Source organism: Polaromonas sp. P1_F6, assembly GCF_056405695.1.
The window spans coordinates 1-20593 of sequence record NZ_JBFUBQ010000001.1 but is presented as its reverse complement, the minus strand read 5'-3'; the positions used below and the strand labels follow the sequence as shown (position 1 = coordinate 20593).

General features: G+C 63.0%; 16 protein-coding genes. 9 read left to right on the top strand and 7 right to left on the bottom strand.

Annotated features, from left to right (window positions below):
* Position 1: 1 nt before the first annotated feature.
* On the bottom strand, positions 2 to 889 hold the full coding sequence (locus tag AC1DY9_RS00080; RefSeq protein ID WP_457279815.1) for a phosphate/phosphite/phosphonate ABC transporter substrate-binding protein: 888 nt from the start codon (positions 887 to 889) through the stop codon (positions 2 to 4).
* A gap of 769 nt (positions 890 to 1658) precedes the next feature.
* Between AC1DY9_RS00080 and AC1DY9_RS00075 the strand changes: the two genes are divergently transcribed.
* From AC1DY9_RS00075 to AC1DY9_RS00065, 3 genes are all read left to right on the top strand, one after another.
* A complete protein-coding gene (locus AC1DY9_RS00075; protein WP_457280953.1) occupies positions 1659 to 2660 on the top strand; it encodes an ABC transporter substrate-binding protein in 1002 nt (333 codons plus the stop codon).
* A 111-nt stretch (positions 2661 to 2771) separates the two neighbouring features.
* A complete protein-coding gene (locus AC1DY9_RS00070) occupies positions 2772 to 3593 on the top strand; it encodes an ABC transporter ATP-binding protein (RefSeq protein ID WP_457279814.1) in 822 nt (273 codons plus the stop codon).
* A gap of 2 nt (positions 3594 to 3595) precedes the next feature.
* A complete protein-coding gene (locus AC1DY9_RS00065) occupies positions 3596 to 4363 on the top strand; it encodes an ABC transporter permease (RefSeq protein ID WP_457280952.1) in 768 nt (255 codons plus the stop codon).
* A 646-nt stretch (positions 4364 to 5009) separates the two neighbouring features.
* Here the strand turns inward: AC1DY9_RS00065 and AC1DY9_RS00060 are convergent.
* A complete protein-coding gene (locus tag AC1DY9_RS00060; protein ID WP_457282094.1) occupies positions 5010 to 5498 on the bottom strand; it encodes a cyanophycin metabolism-associated DUF1854 family protein in 489 nt (162 codons plus the stop codon).
* A gap of 14 nt (positions 5499 to 5512) precedes the next feature.
* On the bottom strand, positions 5513 to 7855 hold the full coding sequence (locus AC1DY9_RS00055) for a cyanophycin metabolism-associated ABC transporter (protein WP_457282267.1): 2343 nt from the start codon (positions 7853 to 7855) through the stop codon (positions 5513 to 5515).
* Between the two features lie 321 nt (positions 7856 to 8176).
* Between AC1DY9_RS00055 and AC1DY9_RS00050 the strand changes: the two genes are divergently transcribed.
* From AC1DY9_RS00050 to AC1DY9_RS00030, 5 genes are all read left to right on the top strand, one after another.
* Positions 8177 to 10384, top strand: coding sequence for a cyanophycin synthetase (locus AC1DY9_RS00050; protein WP_477665488.1), 2208 nt, complete (start codon positions 8177 to 8179; stop codon positions 10382 to 10384).
* Complete coding sequence (gene cphA, locus AC1DY9_RS00045) at positions 10384 to 12978, top strand: cyanophycin synthetase (RefSeq protein WP_477665487.1); 2595 nt, start codon at positions 10384 to 10386, stop codon at positions 12976 to 12978. The genes AC1DY9_RS00050 and cphA overlap by 1 nt, the downstream gene beginning before the upstream one ends.
* A 232-nt stretch (positions 12979 to 13210) precedes the next feature.
* Complete coding sequence (locus tag AC1DY9_RS00040; protein ID WP_477665486.1) at positions 13211 to 14041, top strand: urease accessory protein UreD; 831 nt, start codon at positions 13211 to 13213, stop codon at positions 14039 to 14041.
* A 257-nt stretch (positions 14042 to 14298) separates the two neighbouring features.
* Positions 14299 to 14784 carry a hypothetical protein gene (locus tag AC1DY9_RS00035; protein WP_457282098.1) on the top strand — a complete coding sequence of 162 codons (486 nt, stop codon included), beginning with the start codon at positions 14299 to 14301 and terminating at the stop codon, positions 14782 to 14784.
* Positions 14785 to 15086: 302 nt separating this feature from the next.
* On the top strand, positions 15087 to 15434 hold the full coding sequence (locus AC1DY9_RS00030) for a hypothetical protein (RefSeq protein ID WP_457282099.1): 348 nt from the start codon (positions 15087 to 15089) through the stop codon (positions 15432 to 15434).
* 73 nt (positions 15435 to 15507) lie between these two features.
* Here the strand turns inward: AC1DY9_RS00030 and alaC are convergent, their stop codons facing one another.
* The gene (gene alaC, locus AC1DY9_RS00025) at positions 15508 to 16743 is read right to left on the bottom strand and encodes an alanine transaminase (protein WP_477665485.1); all 1236 of its coding nucleotides are present in this window, start codon (positions 16741 to 16743) and stop codon (positions 15508 to 15510) included.
* 187 nt (positions 16744 to 16930) lie between these two features.
* Between alaC and AC1DY9_RS00020 the strand changes: the two genes are divergently transcribed.
* Complete coding sequence (locus AC1DY9_RS00020) at positions 16931 to 18130, top strand: cation:proton antiporter (RefSeq protein WP_477665484.1); 1200 nt, start codon at positions 16931 to 16933, stop codon at positions 18128 to 18130.
* On the opposite strand, the gene AC1DY9_RS00015 is transcribed toward AC1DY9_RS00020, so the two are convergent.
* The 3 genes from AC1DY9_RS00015 to urtE form a co-directional block, all read right to left on the bottom strand.
* The gene (locus tag AC1DY9_RS00015; protein ID WP_477665483.1) at positions 18111 to 18569 is read right to left on the bottom strand and encodes a ribosomal maturation YjgA family protein; all 459 of its coding nucleotides are present in this window, start codon (positions 18567 to 18569) and stop codon (positions 18111 to 18113) included. The two genes, AC1DY9_RS00020 and AC1DY9_RS00015, sit on opposite strands and share 20 nt — an antisense overlap.
* Complete coding sequence (locus tag AC1DY9_RS00010; RefSeq protein WP_477666024.1) at positions 18556 to 19401, bottom strand: DUF817 domain-containing protein; 846 nt, start codon at positions 19399 to 19401, stop codon at positions 18556 to 18558. Before AC1DY9_RS00010 ends, AC1DY9_RS00015 begins: the two co-directional genes overlap by 14 nt.
* A 156-nt stretch (positions 19402 to 19557) precedes the next feature.
* On the bottom strand, positions 19558 to 20250 hold the full coding sequence (urtE, locus tag AC1DY9_RS00005) for an urea ABC transporter ATP-binding subunit UrtE (RefSeq protein ID WP_477665482.1): 693 nt from the start codon (positions 20248 to 20250) through the stop codon (positions 19558 to 19560).
* Between the last annotated feature and the right edge of the window lie 343 nt (positions 20251 to 20593).

Below are 20593 nucleotides of genomic sequence, written 5' to 3'. Positions count from 1 at the left end.
TTTACTCCCTCGTGTAGTCCAACAAATCCAGGTAGTCCTTCCGTTCCGCTTTAGCCCAGGCCTTCACGCCCATCGAAGCCATCACTGCGGCGCTTTCCGAATTGGTGGCCAGCAGCGCGTCGCGCAGCTGCTGCACCATGTCCGCCGCCAGGCTGGGACTGGCGAGCACCGACCAGTTCACCACCGGCTGGGTTTCAGCCACCACGCGCCCGCCCTCTTCCACCCACTTTTTGGCAATGGTGGGATTGACCACGCCGATCTGGCCCATTCCGGACTTCACAAACTGCGCGACTTCCTCCTGGAAGCGAACGTGTGTCACGCGGACCCGGCCGAGTTTTTGCCGCCGCAGTTCCGCCAGGGCCACCGCACTGGTGGCGGCAGACTCGTCGGGCATGATGACCTTTGCATCAGCCGCATCCGCCAGGGTTTTAATGGGCGAATCCTTGGCCACGATGAAGGCCGCCTTGTAGGGATCGGCGCGCCGCACCACCGGCTGGTAGCCGTTGTCGCGCACCAGCTTGGCCAGCTGGTTGACGGACTTCCCGAAGACAAACTCCGGCTTGCTGGCGCCTTGGGCCACCGCCATGAAGCGCTTGATATCCACCATGGGCTCCACGACGATGGGCCGCCCCTTGAGCTGGGTGCTGATGAAGTCGGCGGCAGGGCGATAACGGTTGGTCAGCAAAAATGAGTTGGTGTCGCCCCCCACCGCTTCATTGATCAGCAACCGCCAGTTCGCGCCACCTGCGGGTTTTTTAGCAGCAGAGGCAGCGGCAGCAGCCGAAACCTGGGCCCAGGCGTTACCCGGCCCACCCATACCCCCTGCGAGGGCGCCCAGGCCCAGGATTGACAACATCTGACGGCGAAGCTGCGAGGAAGGTGTTTTCATGAAAGCCTTGTTTTGGAAAGCCCGCTAACCCAGTACATCGTTGCTGGATGACTTCGGCTACTGCCCCAAGGCTTTGTCAAGGCTTCGGAACTGCATGGCCTTGCGGCTTAATCCTTGTCACCTACGCAAATACACTCTATGGACGGGCCGCAAAAATAGTCAAAGCCTGTTCATGGCGTCCGCCCTGTCAGGACTGACAGGTGAAACCTGCCATGGGCATGGGCGCGGCGGTGCCCGGCCCAAATCACCGGCAGCTGCTCCGCTCAAACGTAAACAGCTGTAACAGCCTCAGCCTTCCTCCAGAACTTCCTGGCGGCCAGGAACAGGAGGTGCCAGCGGCCACCTTTTTAATGGCTGCCTTTGGGCATCCTCCCGGCCAGGGCCGCTCAATGTGCGGAAAGCAGGCCAGCCGTACATCCAAAAATACGGATGCCGATACATCACAAAATGCATCCTGTGAGTAATCCCAGTGTGCGAAAACTGACAGCACCTGAACGCGGCAGGTGTTGCTCTTAGGCCAATCCGCATCGCCCAGCGGCAAGACCCACCAGACACCTGAACTGCCGGGGCAATGCCAAAGTTCTACTCCGCAGCGTGGCAGGCATTGTTTTTGCTGTATCGTTTTGAGGTTCGCTTCGATTTCACGGCCACCGCGTTCTTATGCTGATTGCTGGCCTGCCGGTTTCCCCTTTTGCAACCCCTTCAAGAAAATCCCGCCATGAAAAATCGTGCACCTGCCGCATCTGCCTTTCCCAGCCTTGTAGCCAGGATGACCGGGGCGGTGATCGCCCTGGCAGCCCTGAACGCCCATGCGCAAAACACGCCGATCAAGTTCCAGCTCGACTGGCGCTTCGAAGGCCCGTCCGCCCTCTTCCTCACGCCGGTGGCCAAGGGGTACTTCAAGGCCAACAAGCTCGACGTGACGGTGGACGCCGGCAATGGCTCAGGCGGGGCGGTGACCCGTGTGGCCTCGGGCACCTACGACATGGGTTTTGCCGACATGGCCTCGGTGATGGAGTTTCACGCCAACAACCCGGACGCACCCAACAAGCCGGTAGGCGTGATGATGGTCTACAACAACACGCCGGCCTCCGTCATGGCGCTCAAAAAATCAGGCATCAAGACGCCCTCCGACCTGAACGGCAAAAAAATGGGCGCGCCGGTGTTTGACGCCGGCCGCCGCGCCTTCCCGATTTTTGCCAAGGCCAACAACATCACCGGCTTCCAGTGGACAGCCATGGACCCGCCGCTGCGCGAAACCATGCTGGCCCGCGGCGACGTGGACGCCATCACCGGCTTTACCTTCACCTCGCTGCTCAACCTGGAGGCGCGCGGCGTGAAGGCTGAAGACGTGGTGGTGCTGCCCTATGCCGACTTCGGCGTGAAGCACTACGGCAACGTGGTGATCGTCTCGCCCAAACTCATCAAGGAAAACCCGGCCGCCATCAAGGCGTTTTTGCAGGCCTTTACCAAGGGCGTGAAAGACGTGGTGGCCGACCCGGCCGCCGCCATCGAATTCGTGAAAGCGCGCGACGGCATCATCAATGTGCCGCTGGAAGTGCGCCGCCTGCGCCTGGCCATCGACACCGTCGTCAACAGCCCCGACGCACGTGCCGAAGGCTTCGGCCAGGTCAAAGCGCCGCGCCTCTCGCTGATGGCCTCGCAGGTGTCGGACGCTTTCGGGACCAAGACCCGTGTCAACCCCGACGCAGTGTGGAACGGCTCCTTCCTGCCCACGGCAGCCGAGCTCAATGTGCTGCCGAAGAAATAAGTCCTGGCCTCAGGCTCTGTGCCTGGCGCCATGCCTGCCCGGATTGCTACACTTTTAATAGCTGCTTGCGCACATCCCGATTGGGCCAGCAGCCGTTTTCCTACCTAAAACATGCCCCTCGCCACCGCTGACAGCCCTTTTGTTGACTTCCGGGACGTCTGGCTTGCCTACAACGACGAGCTGTTGGCGCGCAAACAGTTTTCCGTTGAAGCCATCGATCTGCAGGTGCGCCAGGGCGAGTTCATTGCCATCGTCGGGCCCTCGGGCTGCGGCAAGTCCACTTTCATGAAGCTGGCCACCGGGCTGAAGATGCCGTCGGCCGGGAGCATCCTGATTGACGGACGGCCAGTGACAGGGCCCCTGAAGATTTCCGGTATGGCCTTCCAGGCGCCATCGCTGCTGCCCTGGCGCACCACCGTCGACAACGTGTTGCTGCCGCTTGAGATTGTCGAGCCTTATCGCAGCCAGTTCAAGGCCAGGCGCAAGGAGTTTGAAGAGCGGGCGCGCAAGCTGCTGCAGAAGGTGGGCCTGGCAGGCTATGAAGACAAATTCCCCTGGCAGCTGTCTGGGGGCATGCAGCAGCGCGCCAGCATCTGCCGCGCGCTGATCCACGAGCCCAAAATGCTGCTGCTCGACGAGCCCTTCGGCGCGCTCGATGCCTTCACGCGTGAAGAGCTCTGGTGCATCCTGCGCGACCTCTGGACCGAGCAGCGCTTCAACGTGATCCTGGTCACGCATGATTTGCGCGAGTCGGTGTTCCTGGCCGACACCGTCTATGTGATGAGCAAAAGCCCGGGACGCTTTGTCGTGCGGCGCGAGATTGAACTGCCGCGTCCGCGCGACCTGGAAGTCACTTACACCCGCGAGTTCAGCGACATCGTGCATGAGCTGCGCGGCCACATCGGCGCGGTGCGCGGCGGAGCCGCCGTATGAACATGAACAACAAACAGCTCGAACGCTGGGCGCCATGGGTGTTACTGGCAGCCGTGGTGGCGCTGTGGCAGGCGGTGTGCGCCGGTTTCTCGGTGCCGGAGTTCATCTTTCCCGCGCCGCTGGCCATTGCCCAGGCCATGCACGAATTCGCGGGCCCGATTGCCGAAGCCGCCTGGAAAACCTTCTGGGTCACGATGGTGGGTTTCGGCCTGTCCATCGTGGTCGGCGTATTGCTGGGCTTTCTGGTGGGCTCGTCGCGGCTGGCCTATGCCGCGGTCTATCCGCTGCTGGTGGCTTTCAACGCGGTGCCCAAGGCCGCGATTGTTCCCATCCTCATCGTCTGGTTCGGCATCGGCGTGGGCCCCGGCATCCTCACGGCTTTCCTGATCTCGTTTTTCCCCATCACCGTGAACATGGCCACGGGCCTGGCCACGCTGGAGCCAGAGCTGGAAGACGTGCTGCGCGTGCTGGGCGCCAAACGCTGGGACGTGCTGGTCAAGGTCGGCCTGCCGCGCTCCATGCCCTTCTTCTTTGCCTCGCTCAAGGTCGCCATCACGCTGGCTTTTGTCGGCACGGTACTGGCTGAAATGACTGCGGGTGATTCAGGCATTGGCTACCTCATGCAAAGTGCCGGGTCGCAGCAACGGCTGGCGTTGGCTTTTGCCGGGTTGGTGGTGATTGGGGCGATGGCTATGGCGATGTATGAGTTGTTTAGCTATGTCGAGAAGCACACTACGGCGTGGGCGCATCGGGGGTCGCAGAACGGCTAAGGTATTGGTCGGGTCTTGCTCCGGCCTTTGCGCTCTTTGCTGAGGGCTGTTGGCCGGGGGTTGCCCGGCATGCAAGTAACTTTCTTTTGCTTCGCCAAAAGAAAGTCACCAAAGAAAAGGCGACCCTGGTTCCTGCGTTCCTTCGCTTCGCTGCGGGCAGCCTGGTGCTCGGTCCAGCCGGGGTCAAAAACAACTCGCTTCGCTCAAACGAGTTTTTGCCCCGATCCGTCTGGACCTCCGCTCCTCGGCGCATCCACAAGGGCCAATCGGGAACGGGGACCGRATACCAAAGACAAATACCAACCAGGACTCGCCAGGGCGAGTCCTGGTTTCTTCTGGTATTCCGGGTTTTGTCTTCGGTTGTTTGGTATTCCTGCCTCCACCCCCTTCTGTCTGCGCCGAGGAGCGCAGGTTCAGGCGGATCAGGGATCGCGATTGTCTGAGCCGAAGGCGAGTTCGAGCGAGACCCCGCCTGGACCGAGCACCACAGGTTGCCCGTAGCGAAGCGCAGGGACGCAGACAGCAGGGTCGCCTTTTCTTTTGCTTACTTTTCTTTTGGCGAAGCAAAAGAAAAGTGAGTAGCTGCCGGGCTACCCCCGGCCAACAGCCCTCAGCAAAACGCACAAAGGCCGGAGCAAGACCCGGCCTAAAGAAACCGCTCCAACAACCGCCGCGACCCCCGGTCCAGCGCCGTCATATCCCGCACGCTGTACTGCACCCCCTGGCTGCCTGCAATCAGCAGCCCCGTGCGCCCCAAACGGCGAATATCTTCTTCGCCCTTGAGCACAAAAGACGTCTCACCCCGGTCGGTCTCCACCGTCCACACACTGGGGGTGGCAAAGGTCGAAACGCTTTTCAGCCGCGTCACCTCGGGCACAAAGTCGCGCAGCGCCAGCTCTTCTTCCAGCAAGGTGCGTGCATCCGCCGGCAATGCCTGCAGGTTTTCCACCCAGGCAACCTCGTGCCCTTCGGTGTTGACCAGTGAAATGCCTTCATCGGGCGCGGCCAGGGGAAAGGCCCGCACCGGCACGACGCCAGCATGCTGCTGGCCACCGGCATCGACGAACACCAGCCGGCCCGACGCCGTGCGTTCCAGGGAAAATGAAGTGGAAGAGAAATGAGAAGAAGTTGTCATGTGCAATCCTTGGCTCACCGGTTGCCGGTGTGCTGCGCGGTGTGGGCCAGTTGCGAGGTGGCCAGTGCGATGCGGCTTTGCTCGACTTCCTCGCCGCCCTCTTCGCTGTCGACCTGCCGCGCCTGGGCTTCGTACAGCCGCCAGTAAGCACCCTGCTTCGCCATCAATTCGTCGTGCGGCCCCACTTCCACCACCTGGCCGCGGTCCATCACCACCAGGCGGTCGGCCTTGCGCAGCGTTGAAAGGCGGTGGGCAATGGCAATCGTGGTGCGGCCCTGCACCAGGTTGTCGAGGGCACGCTGGATTTCTTTTTCCGTTTCGGTGTCTACCGACGAGGTCGCTTCGTCGAGGATCAGAATGCGTGGGTTGATCAGCAAGGCACGCGCAATCGAGATGCGCTGGCGCTCACCGCCCGACAGCCCCTGGCCGCGCTCACCCACCAGCGAGTCGTAGCCCTGGGCCAGCCGCAAAATGAATTCATGCGCATGGGCGGCACGCGCGGCCGCGACGATTTCAGCGCGCGTGGCGCCCGGCTTGCCGTAGGCAATGTTTTCGGCAATCGTGCCGAAGAAAAGAAACGGTTCCTGCAGCACCAGGCCGATGTTGCGGCGGTAGTCGGCCACACCGAAGCGGCGGATGTCGGTGCCGTCCACGCTGATGGAGCCGTCGCTCACGTCGTAAAACCGGCAGATCAGGTTGACCAGCGTGCTTTTGCCCGAACCGCTGTGGCCCACCAGGCCGATCATTTCGCCGGGACGGATCTGCAGGTCCAGCCCGCGAATGACCGAGCGGTTGCCGTAACGGAACCCGAGGTTCTTCATGTCGATGCGGCCTTCGAGCGCGCCAATCTTCACCGGGCTGGCCGTTTCGGGCACGTTGGAGACATGATCGAGGATGTCGAAAATGCGCTTGGCGCCGGCGGCGGCCTTTTGCGTGACGGAAACGATGCGGCTCATCGAATCGAGCCGGCCGTAAAAGCGGCCGATGTAGGCGATAAAAGCCGTCAGCACGCCGACCGTGATCTGCTGGCGCGACACCAGCCAGATGCCAAAAGCCCAGACCACCAGCAGGCCGACTTCTGTGAGCAATGAGACGGTGGGCGTGAACAGCGACCAGGTCTTGTTGAGCTTGTCGTTGACCGCCAGGTTGTGCTGGTTGACCTCACGAAAACGCTGGGCCTCACGCTTTTCCTGGGCAAAGGCCTTGACCACGCGGATGCCCGGAATCGTATCGGCCAGCACGTTGGTCACGTCCGACCAGACGCGGTCGATTTTTTCAAAACCGGTGCGCAGCTTGTCGCGCACCACATGGATCATCCAGCCGATAAACGGCAGCGGCAGCAGGGTCACCACGGCCAGCCAGGGGTTGATGGAAATGAGGATCACCGCGGTCATCACGATCATGAGCACATCGGTCGCGAAATCCAGCGCATGCAGCGACAAAAATACGCAGATGCGGTCGGTTTCCGAGCCGATGCGGGACATCAGGTCGCCGGTGCGCTTGCCGCCAAAGTAGTCCAGCGAGAGCTCCAGCAAGTGGTCGAAGGTGGCGGTGCGCAGGTCAGCGCCTATGCGCTCGGACACCAGTGCCAGCAAATAGGTACGCGCCCAGTTCAGCGCCCAGCCCAGCACGGCCGCGCCCAGCAGGCCACCCAGCAGCAATCCCACCTTCCAGGGCTCAATCTTCTGGCCGTTCTGGAACGGTATCAGGATGTCGTCCATCAACGGAATCGTGAGGTAAGGCGGCACCAGCGTGGCGGCGGTGGAGGCCAAAGTCAGCAAAAAACCGGCCAGTAGCTGGTAGCGGTACGGATCGGCAAACCGCCACAGGCGCAGCAGCACCCAGGTGGAAGGCGGCGTGTGCAACTCGCGTGCGCAGGCCGGGCACTCTTCGCTGTCAGGCGGCAGCGGCAGGTCGCACTCGGGGCACAGGGCTGTGTCCTCGGCCAGTGCCGTGGCATCGCCCGCCGCCGGGGCCTGCTGCTGGGCAAACAGGCGCACCAGGCGCAGGGCCTGCACATTGGCACCCAGGGTAAACCGCCAGCTGGCCAGCCGCCGGCCCGCTTCATGCAGCTCCAGCGTACCCACGCCGGCATGGTCGAAATGGCGCAGTGAAAGCCCTTGCAATACGGTGCCGGCGGCGTCCGCCGTGGGCCAGCTGGCCCATACGCCTTCGGGGTTGCAGGCCAGCAGCCGGCGGTCCGTCAGGGCCAGCAGGCCCCGGGCGAAATGAAGTTGGTTATCCAGGTCAACCACCAGCGTGCACAAAACGTTCTCTTGGGTTGCAAGTTGTGAGCGAAGCCCTGCCAGAACAGGGTCGGTAGGGCTGGAGTCGTCTGCCGGGTGGTTGTGTTGCATTGTGTTGTGGAAAATCTTGGCGTCCCGCATCTGGCGCGGCAGGGTATTCGCAGGTTCTTCGTAGTTGTGCGAATAGGCCCGAAACAGGGATTTTCGCCGAATGCGGCCTGAAGCGACCGGTTTGACCATATCAACCCCCTGAAAATGACGGAACCATCAAAATCGACCCCTGGCGGCCATCGCCGCGACAAAAACAACAACATAACGAGACACAGGGACCCACCGAGACCTTGACAGGCCTCACACTGAAATCCATCGGCCAGGGCCGAGGCTTGCCCCCGGGGGTACCAAGGCCTAACCCTGCCGACAATTTTGCGAAAAATGAGCCCACAGGACGACATCAAGCTGCTGCGCATCAATTACCTGCGCGGCCCCAACATCTGGACCTATCGGCCCGTGCTGGAAGTCTGGCTGGACCTCGGCAGCCTCGAAGACTTTCCCTCCAACCTGTTGCCGGGCTTCAATGACCGCCTGGTCGCCCTATTGCCGGCGCTCGTCGAACACCACTGCGGCGTGGGCGAGCGCGGCGGCTTCATCCAGCGCCTGCTGGAAGGCACCTGGTCCGGCCATGTGCTGGAGCATGTGGTCATCGAGCTGCTGAACCTTTCCGACATGCCGACCGGCTTCGGCCAGACGCGCAGCACCTCCCAGCGCGGCGTTTACCGCATGGTGTTCCGTGCCCGCGACGAGCAGGTGGCCCGCACCGCGCTGGCCGAAGGCCATCGCCTGCTGATGGCCGCCATCAACGGCACAGACTACGGCCAGGCCGGCGTGCAGTCCGCCGTCGAGAAAATCCGGACCAAGGTGGACGACTGCTACCTCGGCCCCAGCACGGCCTCCATCGTGGCCGCGGCCACCGACCGCCGCATTCCCCATATCCGGCTGAACGACGGCAACCTGGTGCAACTGGGTTACGGCGCCAGCCAGCGCCGCATCTGGACGGCCGAAACCGACCTCACCAGCGCGATTGCCGAGGGCATCGCCCATGACAAGGACCTCACCAAAAGCCTGCTGGCTACCTGCGGCGTGCCGGTGCCTGAAGGCCAGATCGTCGCCACAGCCGAAGAAGCCTGGGAAGCGGCCGAAGACATCGGCCTGCCGGTGGTCGTCAAGCCGTCCGACGGCAACCACGGCCGTGGCGTGTCGCTGGACCTCAAAACACAGGCCGAAGTGGAAGGTGCGTTCGAGGTTGCGGCGCGCCATGGCAGCGAAGTCATGGTCGAGCGTTTTGTGCGCGGCAACGAACACCGCCTTCTGGTGGTGGGCGGCCGTGTGGTCGCCGCGGCGCGCGGCGAAGCGGCCTGGGTCACCGGCGACGGCACCTCGACCGTCTCACAGTTGGTAGACGCACAGCTCAACACCGACCCGCGCCGCGGCATCGGTGAAGACTTCCCGCTGGGCCGCATCAACACGGCCAGCGACGGCGCCATCATTCTTGATCTGCAGCGCCAGGGCCTGAGCCCCGAAGCCATACCCGCCGTTGGCCGCGAGGTGCTGATCCAGCGCAACGGCAATGTGGCCATCGACTGCACCGACCAGGTTCACCCTGACGTTGATCACATCGTGTCGCTGGCCGCCCGCGTGGTGGGCCTGGACATCGCCGGGGTCGATGTGGTGGCGCAAGACATCTCGCGCCCGCTGCACGAGCAAGGCGGCGCCATCGTTGAAGTGAACGCCGGCCCAGGCCTCCTCATGCACCTCAAGCCGGCCGAAGGCGCGCCGCGCCCGGTGGGCCGTGCCATCTGCGACCACCTTTTCCCTGCCACCGACTCCGACAGCCCTGACGGCCGCATTCCCATCGTCGGCATTGCCGGCTCCAGCGACAACCAGCGCGTGGCGCGTCTGGTGGCCTGGCTGCTGCACCTGTCGGGCCGGCACACCGGCCTGGCCTGCCAGGGTGGGTTGTTCCTGGACCAACGCTGTGTGGACGCATCCAACTGCGCCAACTGGGAAGCCGGCCAACGCCTGCTGATCAACCGCGCCGTGCAGGCGGCGGTGTTTGAAAACGGCGCCGACACCATCTTGCGCACCGGCCTGCCCTATGACAAATGCCAGGTGGGTGTTGTTACCGACCTGGGCGGCGCCGAAGGCCTGGCCGAATTCGACATCACCGAAGCCGACCAGATGTACAAGGTCATGCGCTCGCAGGTCGATGTGGTGCTGCCCGGCGGCGCCGCCGTGCTCAATGCCGCAGATCCCCGCATCGCCGAAATGCAGGAGCTCTGCGACGGCGAAGTCATTTTCTACAGCACCGACCCCAAGGCCGAGGCCATTGCGGCGCATTGCGCCAAAGGCGGCCGTGCGCTCTACCTGCGCCAGGACCAGGTCGTGCTGGCCACCGGTGCCAGCGAGGCTTTTTTGCCGGGCCTCGGCAAGCTTGCCGCCTGGCGCGAACGCCGCGGACTGTCCGAGGGTGGACTGCTGGCCGCCGTGGGCGCCGCCTGGGCGCTGGGCATCCCCCTCAATTTGATAGGCGCCGGCATGGAAGCCTTTGAAACCACCCCTAAAACCGCCGGGAGTGCCGAGTAATGGAAGTGTCCCGTATCCGGGCCCTGCGCGGGCCCAACCTCTGGAGCCGCCACACGGCGCTCGAAGCCATCGTTGCCTGCACTGCGGTGGAGTGCAATATCACTGGTCTGCCAGGCTTTGAGCCGCGCGTGCGCTCGCTGTTCCCCGAGATGGGCGCCTTCCGGCAGACCGGCCACGCAGGCCCCGTCTCACTGGCCCATGTGCTTGAAGCCGCCGCGCTGGCGCTGCAGACGGCTGCCGGTTGCCCCCTCACTTTCAGCCATACCGCCTCTACTGTTGAAGCGGGCACCTACCAGGTCGTGGTCGAGTACAGCGAAGAAACCGTCGGCCGGCTGGCCTTCGAGCTGGCGCAAGCATTGATCCACGCCGCCCTGCGCGACACCGCCTTCGACCTGGACGTCGCGATTGCCCAACTGCGCGAACTCGACGAAGACGAGCGCCTCGGCCCCAGCACCGGCGCGATTGTCGACGCCGCCGTGGCACGCGGCATTCCCTACCGGCGCCTCACCAAAGGCAGCATGGTGCAGTTCGGCTGGGGCTCCAAACAGCGGCGCATCCAGGCCGCGGAAATCGACGCCACCAGCGCCGTGGCCGAATCCATCGCGCAAGACAAAGACCTCACAAAAAAACTGCTGCGCGCGGCCGGCGTTCCCGTGCCGCTGGGCCGCCCGGTCACCGATACGGACGATGCCTGGGCCGCGGCCCTGGAAGTGGGTTTGCCGGCAGTCGTGAAACCGCTGGACGGCAACCAGGGCAAGGGCGTCACCGTCAACATCACCACGCGCGAACACCTGGACACCGCCTGGAAGGCGGCCGCCGAATATGGCGAAGTGATGGTCGAAAAATTCCTGCCCGGCAGCGACTTCCGCCTGCTGGTGGTGGGGAACAAGCTGGTGGCCGCCTCGCGGCGTGAGCCGCCACAGGTCGTGGGCGACGGCCTGCACACCGTGCGTGAGCTGGTCGACATCGTCAACCAGGACCCCAAACGCGGCGAAGGCCATTCCACCTCGCTCACCAAAATCCGCTTCGACGACATCGCGGTGGCCCGCCTGGAAGCACAGGAGCTCACGCCCGAATCCATCCCCGCCAAAGGCCGGCGCGTCATCCTGCGCAACAACGCCAACCTGAGCACGGGCGGCACGGCGACCGACGTGACCGACGACGTACACCCGGCTGTAGCCGCCCGCGCCGTGGCTGCGGCGCAAATGGTCGGCCTGCACATCTGCGGCGTCGACGTGGTGTGCGAAAGCATGCTGCGCCCGCTGGAGACACAAAACGGCGGCGTCGTGGAAGTCAATGCCGCGCCAGGCCTGCGCATGCACCTGTCGCCTTCATACGGCAAGGGCCGCGCCGTAGGCGTCGCCATGATCGACGAACTTTTTGCCCCCGGTGACAACGGCCGCGTGCCGGTGATTGCCGTGACCGGAACCAACGGCAAGACCACCACCACGCGACTGATTGCCCACCTGCTGGCCGCCGACGGCCTGCGCACCGGCATGACCAACACCGACGGCGTCTACATCAACGGACGGCAGACCGACAGCGGCGATTGCAGCGGCCCCAAGAGTGCGCGCAACGTGCTCATGCACCCCGACGTCGATGCAGCCGTGTTCGAGATCGCCCGCGGCGGCGTGCTGCGCGAAGGCCTCGGCTTTGACCGTTGCGAAGTCGCCGTTGTCACCAACATCGGCAGCGGCGACCACCTGGGCCTGAACTACATCACCACGGTGGAAGATTTGGCCGTGCTCAAGCGCGTGATCGTGCAGAACGTCTCGACCACCGGCTACGCAGTGCTCAATGCCGCCGACCCCATAGTCGCCGACATGGCCGCCACCTGCCCCGGCAAGGTGATCWTTTTCGCCGCCGACCGCCACCACCCGCTGATGGCCACGCACCGCGCGCAGGGCAAGCGCACCGTGTACGTCGACGGCGCCATGCTGGTCGCCGCCGAAGGCGCCTGGGTCGAACGCATCGCGCTGCAGGGCGTTCCCGTCACACGCGGCGGCACCATCAGTTTCCAGGTCGAGAACGTCATGGCCGCCGTCGCGGCCGCGTGGGGCGCCGGCATCAACTGGGACACCATCAAGCGCGGGCTTTCCAGCTTTGTGAACGACGCGCACAACGCGCCCGGCCGTTTCAACGTCATGGACTACAAAGGCGCCACGGTGATCGCCGACTACGGCCACAACCCTGACGCCATGCGCGCCCTGGTGGCGGCTGTTGACGCCATGCCGGCCACGCCAGGGCAGCGCCGCAGCGTGGTGATCAGCGGCGCCGGCGACCGCCGCGACAGCGACATCCGCGACCAGACCATCATCCTGGGCAGCGCGTTCGACGACGTCATCCTCTACCAGGACGCCGCTCAGCGCGGCCGCGCAGACGGTGAAGTTATGGGTCTGCTGCGCCAAGGCCTCGACAAAGCCCGCCGCACCAAACAGATTGACGAGATACGCGGCGAGTTTCTGGCCATCGACACCGCACTTTCGCGCCTGTCACCCGGTGACCTCTGCCTGATCCTGGTCGACCAGGTGCAGGAAGCGCTGGACCACCTGGCCGCGCGGGTGAAGGAAGCTAAAGAGAAAGTCACAAGCTGATCCCCCAGGCCAGCAGTCGGCAAAAGAGGAGCGAAAGGCGCAAGGGGCATCACCCTGCTGCCTTTCGCCGACTCCGAAGCCTTCCAAGCCTCCGAGAAGCCTGATAAACGAAAAAAACGCTTCTCGAGCCCAAAATTTAAGCAAAAAGAGGCTGCGGCGCATACAGAACCTGCGCGAGCAGCTCCTGAATTGATAGCAAAGCCAGGCTGCCTGCCCGCGTTAAACTTGCCCCATGACCTGGAACGCGACCCTCGCACTCGACTACACCCACCAGGCCGGCAAGACCCTTGCCCACTTTCGCCATAGCGGCCCCCTGCGCATCCTGCAAAGTCTTTATCCCGAAGGCGACGCGATTTGCCACAACGTCATCGTGCACCCGCCCGGCGGCCTGGTCGGCGGCGACACGCTGGACCTGGCCTTCAGCGCAGCACCCGGCACACACGGCCTCATCACCACGCCCGGCGCCACGCGCTTTTACCGCTCCGCCGGCGAGCCCGCCCTGCAGCGCACCCGCCTTGACCTGCAGGCCGGCGCCCGCATGGAATGGCTGCCGCTGGAGGCCATTTGCTACAACGGCTGCCTCGCCGAGAACCGCCTCACCATGACGCTGGCGCCCGGCGCCGAACTGATCGGCTGGGACGTCACCGCCCTGGGCCTGCCCGCCGCCAGCCTGCCGTTCGAGAGCGGCAGCTTTCGCCAGCACATCGAAATGCCCGGCGTCTGGCTCGAGCGCGCGCGCATGGATGCCGAAGACACCTTGCTGATGAACAGCCCGCTCGGCATGGCCGGCAACCGCTGCCTCGCCTCACTTTTTTTTGTGGCCGGCAGCAAGCTCGAGCGCCATCGCCGCCAGCTGGCGCTGGACTGCGCACGTGAGGTGATGCAGGCCCACGCACTGAGCGCCAGCGCCGGTGCAACCAGCCCCGACGGGCAGGTCGTCGTCGTCCGTGTGCTGTCGCCAGTGGTTGAACCTGCCATGGCCTTGCTCAAGCAGGTCTGGCAAGCCTGGCGCACACAGCTCTGGCAGCTGGCGCCCTCCACTCCGCGCATCTGGTCGATGTAGTTCTGCAGCTGCTCACGCAGGCTGTACAAAAAAACATCTTCAGAAAATTCGTTACGCCGGCCCCGCAGCTCAACGGGTTTTGTAGTCTTTAGTTAGCCGCGCGAGCCCCGGCCTCAACAGCCGCTGAAAGACCTGTCCTACAGGCGAATGGGCTTAGGGCACGGCTTACCCGGACCTTTTCCTTTCATGGCCGTTTCAGGTAGCGGCCCAGACTCCATTTATCGATATCCATCGAGTTTCGAACAAGGAGTTTGACCATGACCTCATCCCTGAATTTCCGCCTTGCGCGCACTGCTGCCTGTTTCGGCGCTGCCGCCCTGCTTTCCCTGGGTGCCGCGGCCCAGATTGCTTCCGGCACCACCGGGATCGACGCCACGGGTGACGCCAGGAGCGAAATGGCCGCCTGTAACAACGGCAAGACCCAGCAAGACCGGGCAACCTGTATCACTGAAGTCAAGAACGCCAACGCCGCCAAACGCGCCGGCAAGGTCGACAACGCCAATGGACAGTTTTCCGCCAATGCCTTGAAGCGCTGCGATGTCTTCAAGGGCGAAGACCAGGTCGCCTGCCAGGCCCGTATCGTGGGCTACGGCAAGGCTGATGGCAGCGTCGCCGGCGGCGGTGTCGTGCGCCAGGTAGAAACCGTTGTAGTGCCCCCGGGCGCCACCAACGTTCGCGTGCAGCCGCAGACCTCGACAGACATTGTGGTGATCCCGGCGCCCGTCGCCTCACCGCCGCAATAACCAGTTGCCACTCGCTCCGCCGGGGTTTGATGAATTCACCGGWTGAAGCAGAAGMAAAGGTGGGCCGCTTGCGGCCCACTTCTTTTTTGTGTGCGTTTTATGGGCAGGTTTTCCATATCGCCGGTTTCTCCAGGCGACGCATATTTCATTCGCCGCCAAACACAGGTAACCCTCCCGTAAAGTCCACCCGGTCAACGGATTTCGCGTGCATGATGAGGGGGACTATCGCGCGTCCACTGCGGGACGCCGTCTCCATGCTCCCCCGGCCATTACCCGCCACGTCACCCGCCACGAAAGCATCCATGCAAAAACCCCAGAACACCTCGCCCGAGAAGCCACAACTGGCGCGAGCGCTCGAAAAAAACGATGCCGTGCAGGACACAGTGGAAAGATCCGCACAAGAACTGCTGCTGATCAACAAGGTCCTCGAAAAAGAAATTCCACCCGCGGTCAAAACAGGCGACGTTGCGATGGCGCTGGTAAAAACCGCGGAACTCGAAGACAAAATCCAGAGCTCCGCGGAAGAGCTGGCACACGTCAACGACCTGCTGGAACGGGAGATTGCGGAGCGTGCCGAACTGGAGAAAAAACTGCTGGCAGCCACAGCCGGTATCGCAGAAAAAGACACGCCCAACGCCACCGGCAGTTGAAAAAACCAGCGCCGACACCTTTGGTGCCGGTCTTGAGTCATGTCAAAGTGGACCGCTTGCGGCCCACTTTTTTTTAGCCTTCCTGCTTATCGGTTTGTGCGGATTTCAGCACCCCATCCGCCTTGAACATGGCCTTGATGCCGCGCACCGCCTGGCGGATGCGGGCCTCGTTCTCGATCAAGGCAAAGCGCACATGGTCGTCACCGTGGTCGCCAAAGCCGATGCCGGGTGACACGCACACCTTTGCCTTCTCCAGCAGCTGCTTGGCAAACTCCAGCGACCCCAGCTTGCGGTAAGCCTCGGGAATGCGCGCCCAGATATACATCGACGCCTTGGGGCAGTCCACCGGCCAGCCCGCTTCGGTCAGGCCCTTGTAGAGCACGTCGCGCCGCGCCTGGTATTGCGCGGTAATGTCCTTCACGCATTGCTGGTCGCCTTCCAGCGCGGCAATCGCGGCCACCTGCAGCGGGGTGAAGGTGCCGTAGTCGTGATAGCTCTTGATGCGCGCCAGTGCGGCCACCAGGTCGGGGTTGCCCACCATGAAGCCGACGCGCCAGCCCGCCATGTTGTAGCTTTTGGAGAGTGTAAAAAACTCCACCGCGATGTCTTTGGCGCCCGGCACCTGCATGATGGACGGCGCCTTCCAGCCGTCGAACACGATGTCGGCATAGGCCAGGTCGTGCACCACAAAAATGTCGTGCTTGCGCGCCAGTGCAATCACCTTCTCGAAAAACTCCAGCTCCACGCATTGCGCGGTGGGGTTGGACGGAAACCCCAGCACCATCATCTTGGGCTTGGGGTAGCTGCCGCGAATGGCTTTTTCCAGCTCGGCAAAAAAATCCGTGTCGGGTGTCAACGGCACCGAGCGAATGTCGGCCCCCGCGATCACCGCGCCGTAAATGTGGATGGGATAGCTCGGGTCCGGGACCAGCACGGTGTCGCCGCGGTCCAGCGTGGCCAGCATCAGGTGGGCCAAACCCTCTTTGGAGCCGATGGTGACGATGGCCTCGGTGTCAGGGTCAATCGCCACCTGGTAACGGCTCTGGTACCAGTGCGCAATGGCGCGCCGCAGCCGCGGAATGCCCTTGCTGGCCGAATAGCCGTGCGTGTCGGGCCGCTGCGCGACCTCTGTGAGCTTGGCCACGATGTGCGCGGGCGTGGCCCCATCGGGGTTGCCCATGCTCATGTCGATGATGTCTTCGCCGCGCCGGCGCGCCGCGATTCTCAGCTCGGCCGTGATGTTAAAAACGTAGGGGGGAAGCCGGTCAATGCGCGCAAAGCGGCGCTTGCCTGAAGAAGAGGCGGACATAAGAAACTTTCACGTAAGCGCCCGGAACCGTCCGAGCGACGTGGCTGGCAATGGGGCCAGCCGACGCCATGGTAACCGACAGGCAGGCCGCTTACAACCGGCGCCACCGCCATGGTCTACCATGCGGGGCTTGGCCGCCGGCACGGAGCCGGAAGGCATAAAAACAAGGGGAACCATGGACTCCGCAATGACCACCACCGAAACCTATTTGATCGCCATGGCGCTCATCTTCGCGGTGCCCTACCTGATCTGGCGGGTTCTCGGAACCGACTACTACGCGCCACTGGTGGTGGTGCAGATGATCGCCGGCATTTTGCTGGGCCCGGGCATCCTGGGCAAGGTCTACCCTGACTACTACGCCTTTGTCTTCAGCGCGCCGGTGGTGCAGTCGCTCAACGGCATTGCCTGGTGGGCCGTCATGGTGTTTGTCTGGATCGCCGGCATCGAGCTGGACCTCAAAAAGACCTGGGAACACCGGCGCGAAAGCGGCATCACCGCCGGCCTGGCGCTAAGCACACCGCTGGTGTTGGGCTGCGTCGTGGCCGCAGGCATGCTGATGTACCCAGGGTGGCTGGGCACGCAAGGCATGCCCTGGCAGTTTGTGGTGGGTGTCGGCATGGCCTGCGCCGTGACGGCGCTTCCCGTGCTGATCCTGCTGATGGACAAGCTCGCCATCCTGCGCCAACCGGTTGGCCAGCGCCTGATACGTTACGCGAGCCTGGACGACATCGCGATCTGGGGCGTGCTGGCGCTCATCCTGATGGACTGGAAACGCGTGGGCACCCAGGTCGGTTTCCTCGTGGCGTTCGGCGTCGTGAGCTACGCCTTCCGCAAGCTCATGGTGTGGCTGCCCGAGCGTGACCGCTGGTACGTCGGCTTGATCTGGCTGATCATCTGCGCCTTCGGCGCGGAATGGGCCGGGCTGGACTACATGATCGGGGCTTTCCTGGCCGGCGCCGTCATCGACGGTGAGTGGTTCGACCAGGAACACATGGACCTGCTGCGCCATCACGTGCTGCTGGTGATGATGCCGGTGTTTTTCCTCAGTGCGGGGCTGCGCACCAACTGGTCCGTCGGCGGAGAAGCCGTTTTTATCGCCGCGGCGGTGCTGCTGGTGGCCTCGGTCGGCGGCAAGTTGATGGGCACTTACATCGCAGGCAAAGTGCTGAAATGGGCGCCCGGTGAAGGCTCCATCATCGGCTGGCTGCTGCAGACCAAGGGCCTGATCATGATCATCTTTGTCAACATCCTGCTGGGCAAGAAAATCATCTCCAATGAGACCTTCACCGCCCTGCTGCTGATGGCCATTGCCAGCACCATGCTGACGGTGCCGATGACGGCACCCCGGCTTCAGCGCATGAAGGAAATCATCTTTCGCTCGAAGTAACAAGCGTAATCGGAGTAATCGGCCTTCTGGCGGCCTTCCAGCGGGCCAGCAGGAACTCCAGCGCCAAAACCAGCAGGAATCCGCAGGCATAGGCGAGCACGTCCATCCAGTCGGCCACCGAACCCAGCAGAATCTTCAGCACCCGGTTCTGCACATGCCAGCCATTGACGCTGGCCACATACTGAGCCAGCTCCACGAGGCAACCCACCGCAAACGCCACCAGCGCCAGGTTGCGGGTGTTGGCCTTGATCACGGTCTTGAGCAAAAGGTACACCCACACCACAGCCAGCACGTCGCCGACAAAACCCCGCAGCCAGCGGTGGTGTGACCACACAGTCGCGATCAGCACTTCAATGATGAAAATAAAAACCGCCCAGAGTGCAGCCTCGCGGTCAAAGCGCAGCTTCACGCGGGAAACGCCTGTCTCAGTCGGGGACATGGATGCGCGCCTTCACATGCTTCAGGTTGGCCACGATGGTGAAGGTCATGACCACCAGCAGTGACCAGGAACTCCATTTGCCCACATGAACAAGGGACCAGGCGCCCAGCTGGTTGGGGTAGTGCCACAGGCTGAAGAACGTGCTGATGTTTTCAGCCACCCAGATAAAGAAGCCGATCAGCAAAAAAGCCAGCAGCAAGGGCATACTCCGGTCCCGGTCATAGGGCCGGAAGATCACCGTGGACCTGGCATACAGACCGCCCAGGCAGGCGGCGATGTACCAGCGGTAGTCGCCCCAAAAGTGGTGCGCGAAAAAGTTGCCATAGATCAGCAATGCAATCACCACGCCCATCCAGTAAGGCGGGTGATGCCGGATGCGCAGGTCAAACAATCGCCACGCCTGGATGATGTAGCTGCCCACCGCCGCATACATGAAGCCGGAAAACAGCGGCACGCCAAACACCTTGGTATAGGCAAAGTCCGGGTAGCTCCAGGACTGGATGGACCCGGAAGTCTTGAAGACTTCCAGCGCAAACCCCACCACGTGAAAGAGGCAGATGGCCTTCAGCTCATCCAGGGTTTCCAGCTTGGCCAGCACCATCCAGCCTTGAATCAGCAGCGCTATCAAAAGCAGCAGGTCGTAGCGCGGAACACCGGCCACGCCTGCCCGCGGCACAAGGAACACCGCTGCAAAGAACAGCCCGGCAAAGAGGCAGGCCCTGGCTTCCTTGAGGCCGAAGCAGCCAAACTCCACCAAAAAGCGGCGAAAGCCCGACAGGCCCGCATGAGATTTCGTCTGGATCAGCCAGTTGTCCAACGCAAGCAACGCCATCGGCATCTACCTTTTTTTGATTGTTTTTTGCCGGTTTGTTTCGGCGACCGCTGCGATTCTACGTTCGCGGAACTGATACGAATATCGGCATGCCTGCAGGCACAAAAAAGCCCGGACAAACCGGGCTTTGACGCAAGGCGACGACAGGCACCCTGCTTAAATCGCCACCAGCTGCCGCACGCCGTTGGTTTCCATGTCCTTGCCCTGGCCGCGCGCAATGAATTCGCCGCGCTCCATCACCAGGTAGTCGTCGGCCAGTTCCTGCGCGAAGTCGTAGTACTGCTCCACCAGCAAGATGGCCATGTCACCGCGATCGGCCAGCATGCGGATCACGCGGCCGATGTCCTTGATGATGCTGGGCTGAATGCCCTCGGTTGGCTCGTCAAGAATCAACAGCTTGGGCTTGGCCGCCAGTGCACGCGCAATGGCCAGCTGTTGCTGCTGCCCACCCGACAAGTCACCACCGCGCCGGTTCAGCATTTGCTTGAGCACCGGAAACAGCTCATACAGCTCGGCAGGAATCGGCGTGCTCGCGCTTTTGTAGGCCAGACCCATGCGCAGGTTTTCTTCCACCGTGAGGCGTGCGAAGATTTCACGGCCTTGCGGCACAAAGCCGATGCCTGCGCGGGCGCGCTCATACGGCGTGTTGCCCTGGACAGGTTTGCCGTCGAATTCAATCGTGCCGGTCTTGATGGGGATCAGGCCCATCAGTGATTTGAGCAGCGTGGTCTTGCCCACACCGTTGCGGCCCAGCAGCACCGTAACCTTGCCCAGGTGAGCGTCCAGGCTCACGTCCCGCAGGATGTGGGAGCCGCCGTAGTATTGGTTGATGTTTTTGGCTATGAGCATTTGGATTTCCTTACTCTGCCGAAGGCTGGGTTTTGTCGAACGAGCGCGTCCTGCTGAGGGTAGCTGGCCGGGGGTTGCCCGGCATGCAAGTAACTTTCTTTTGCTTCGCCAAAAGAAAGTCACCAAAGAAAAGGCGACCCTGGTTCCTGCGTCCCCTTCGCTGCGCTACGGGGCAACCTGCGGTGCTCGGCTCAGGCGGGGTCTCGCTCGAACTCGCCTTCGGCTCAGACAATCGCGATCCCTGATCCGCCTGAGCCTGCGCTCCTCGGCGCATCCACAAGGGGAAATCGGGAGCGGGGACCAATACCAACAAGGACACGCCATGGCGTGTCCTTGTCCTTGT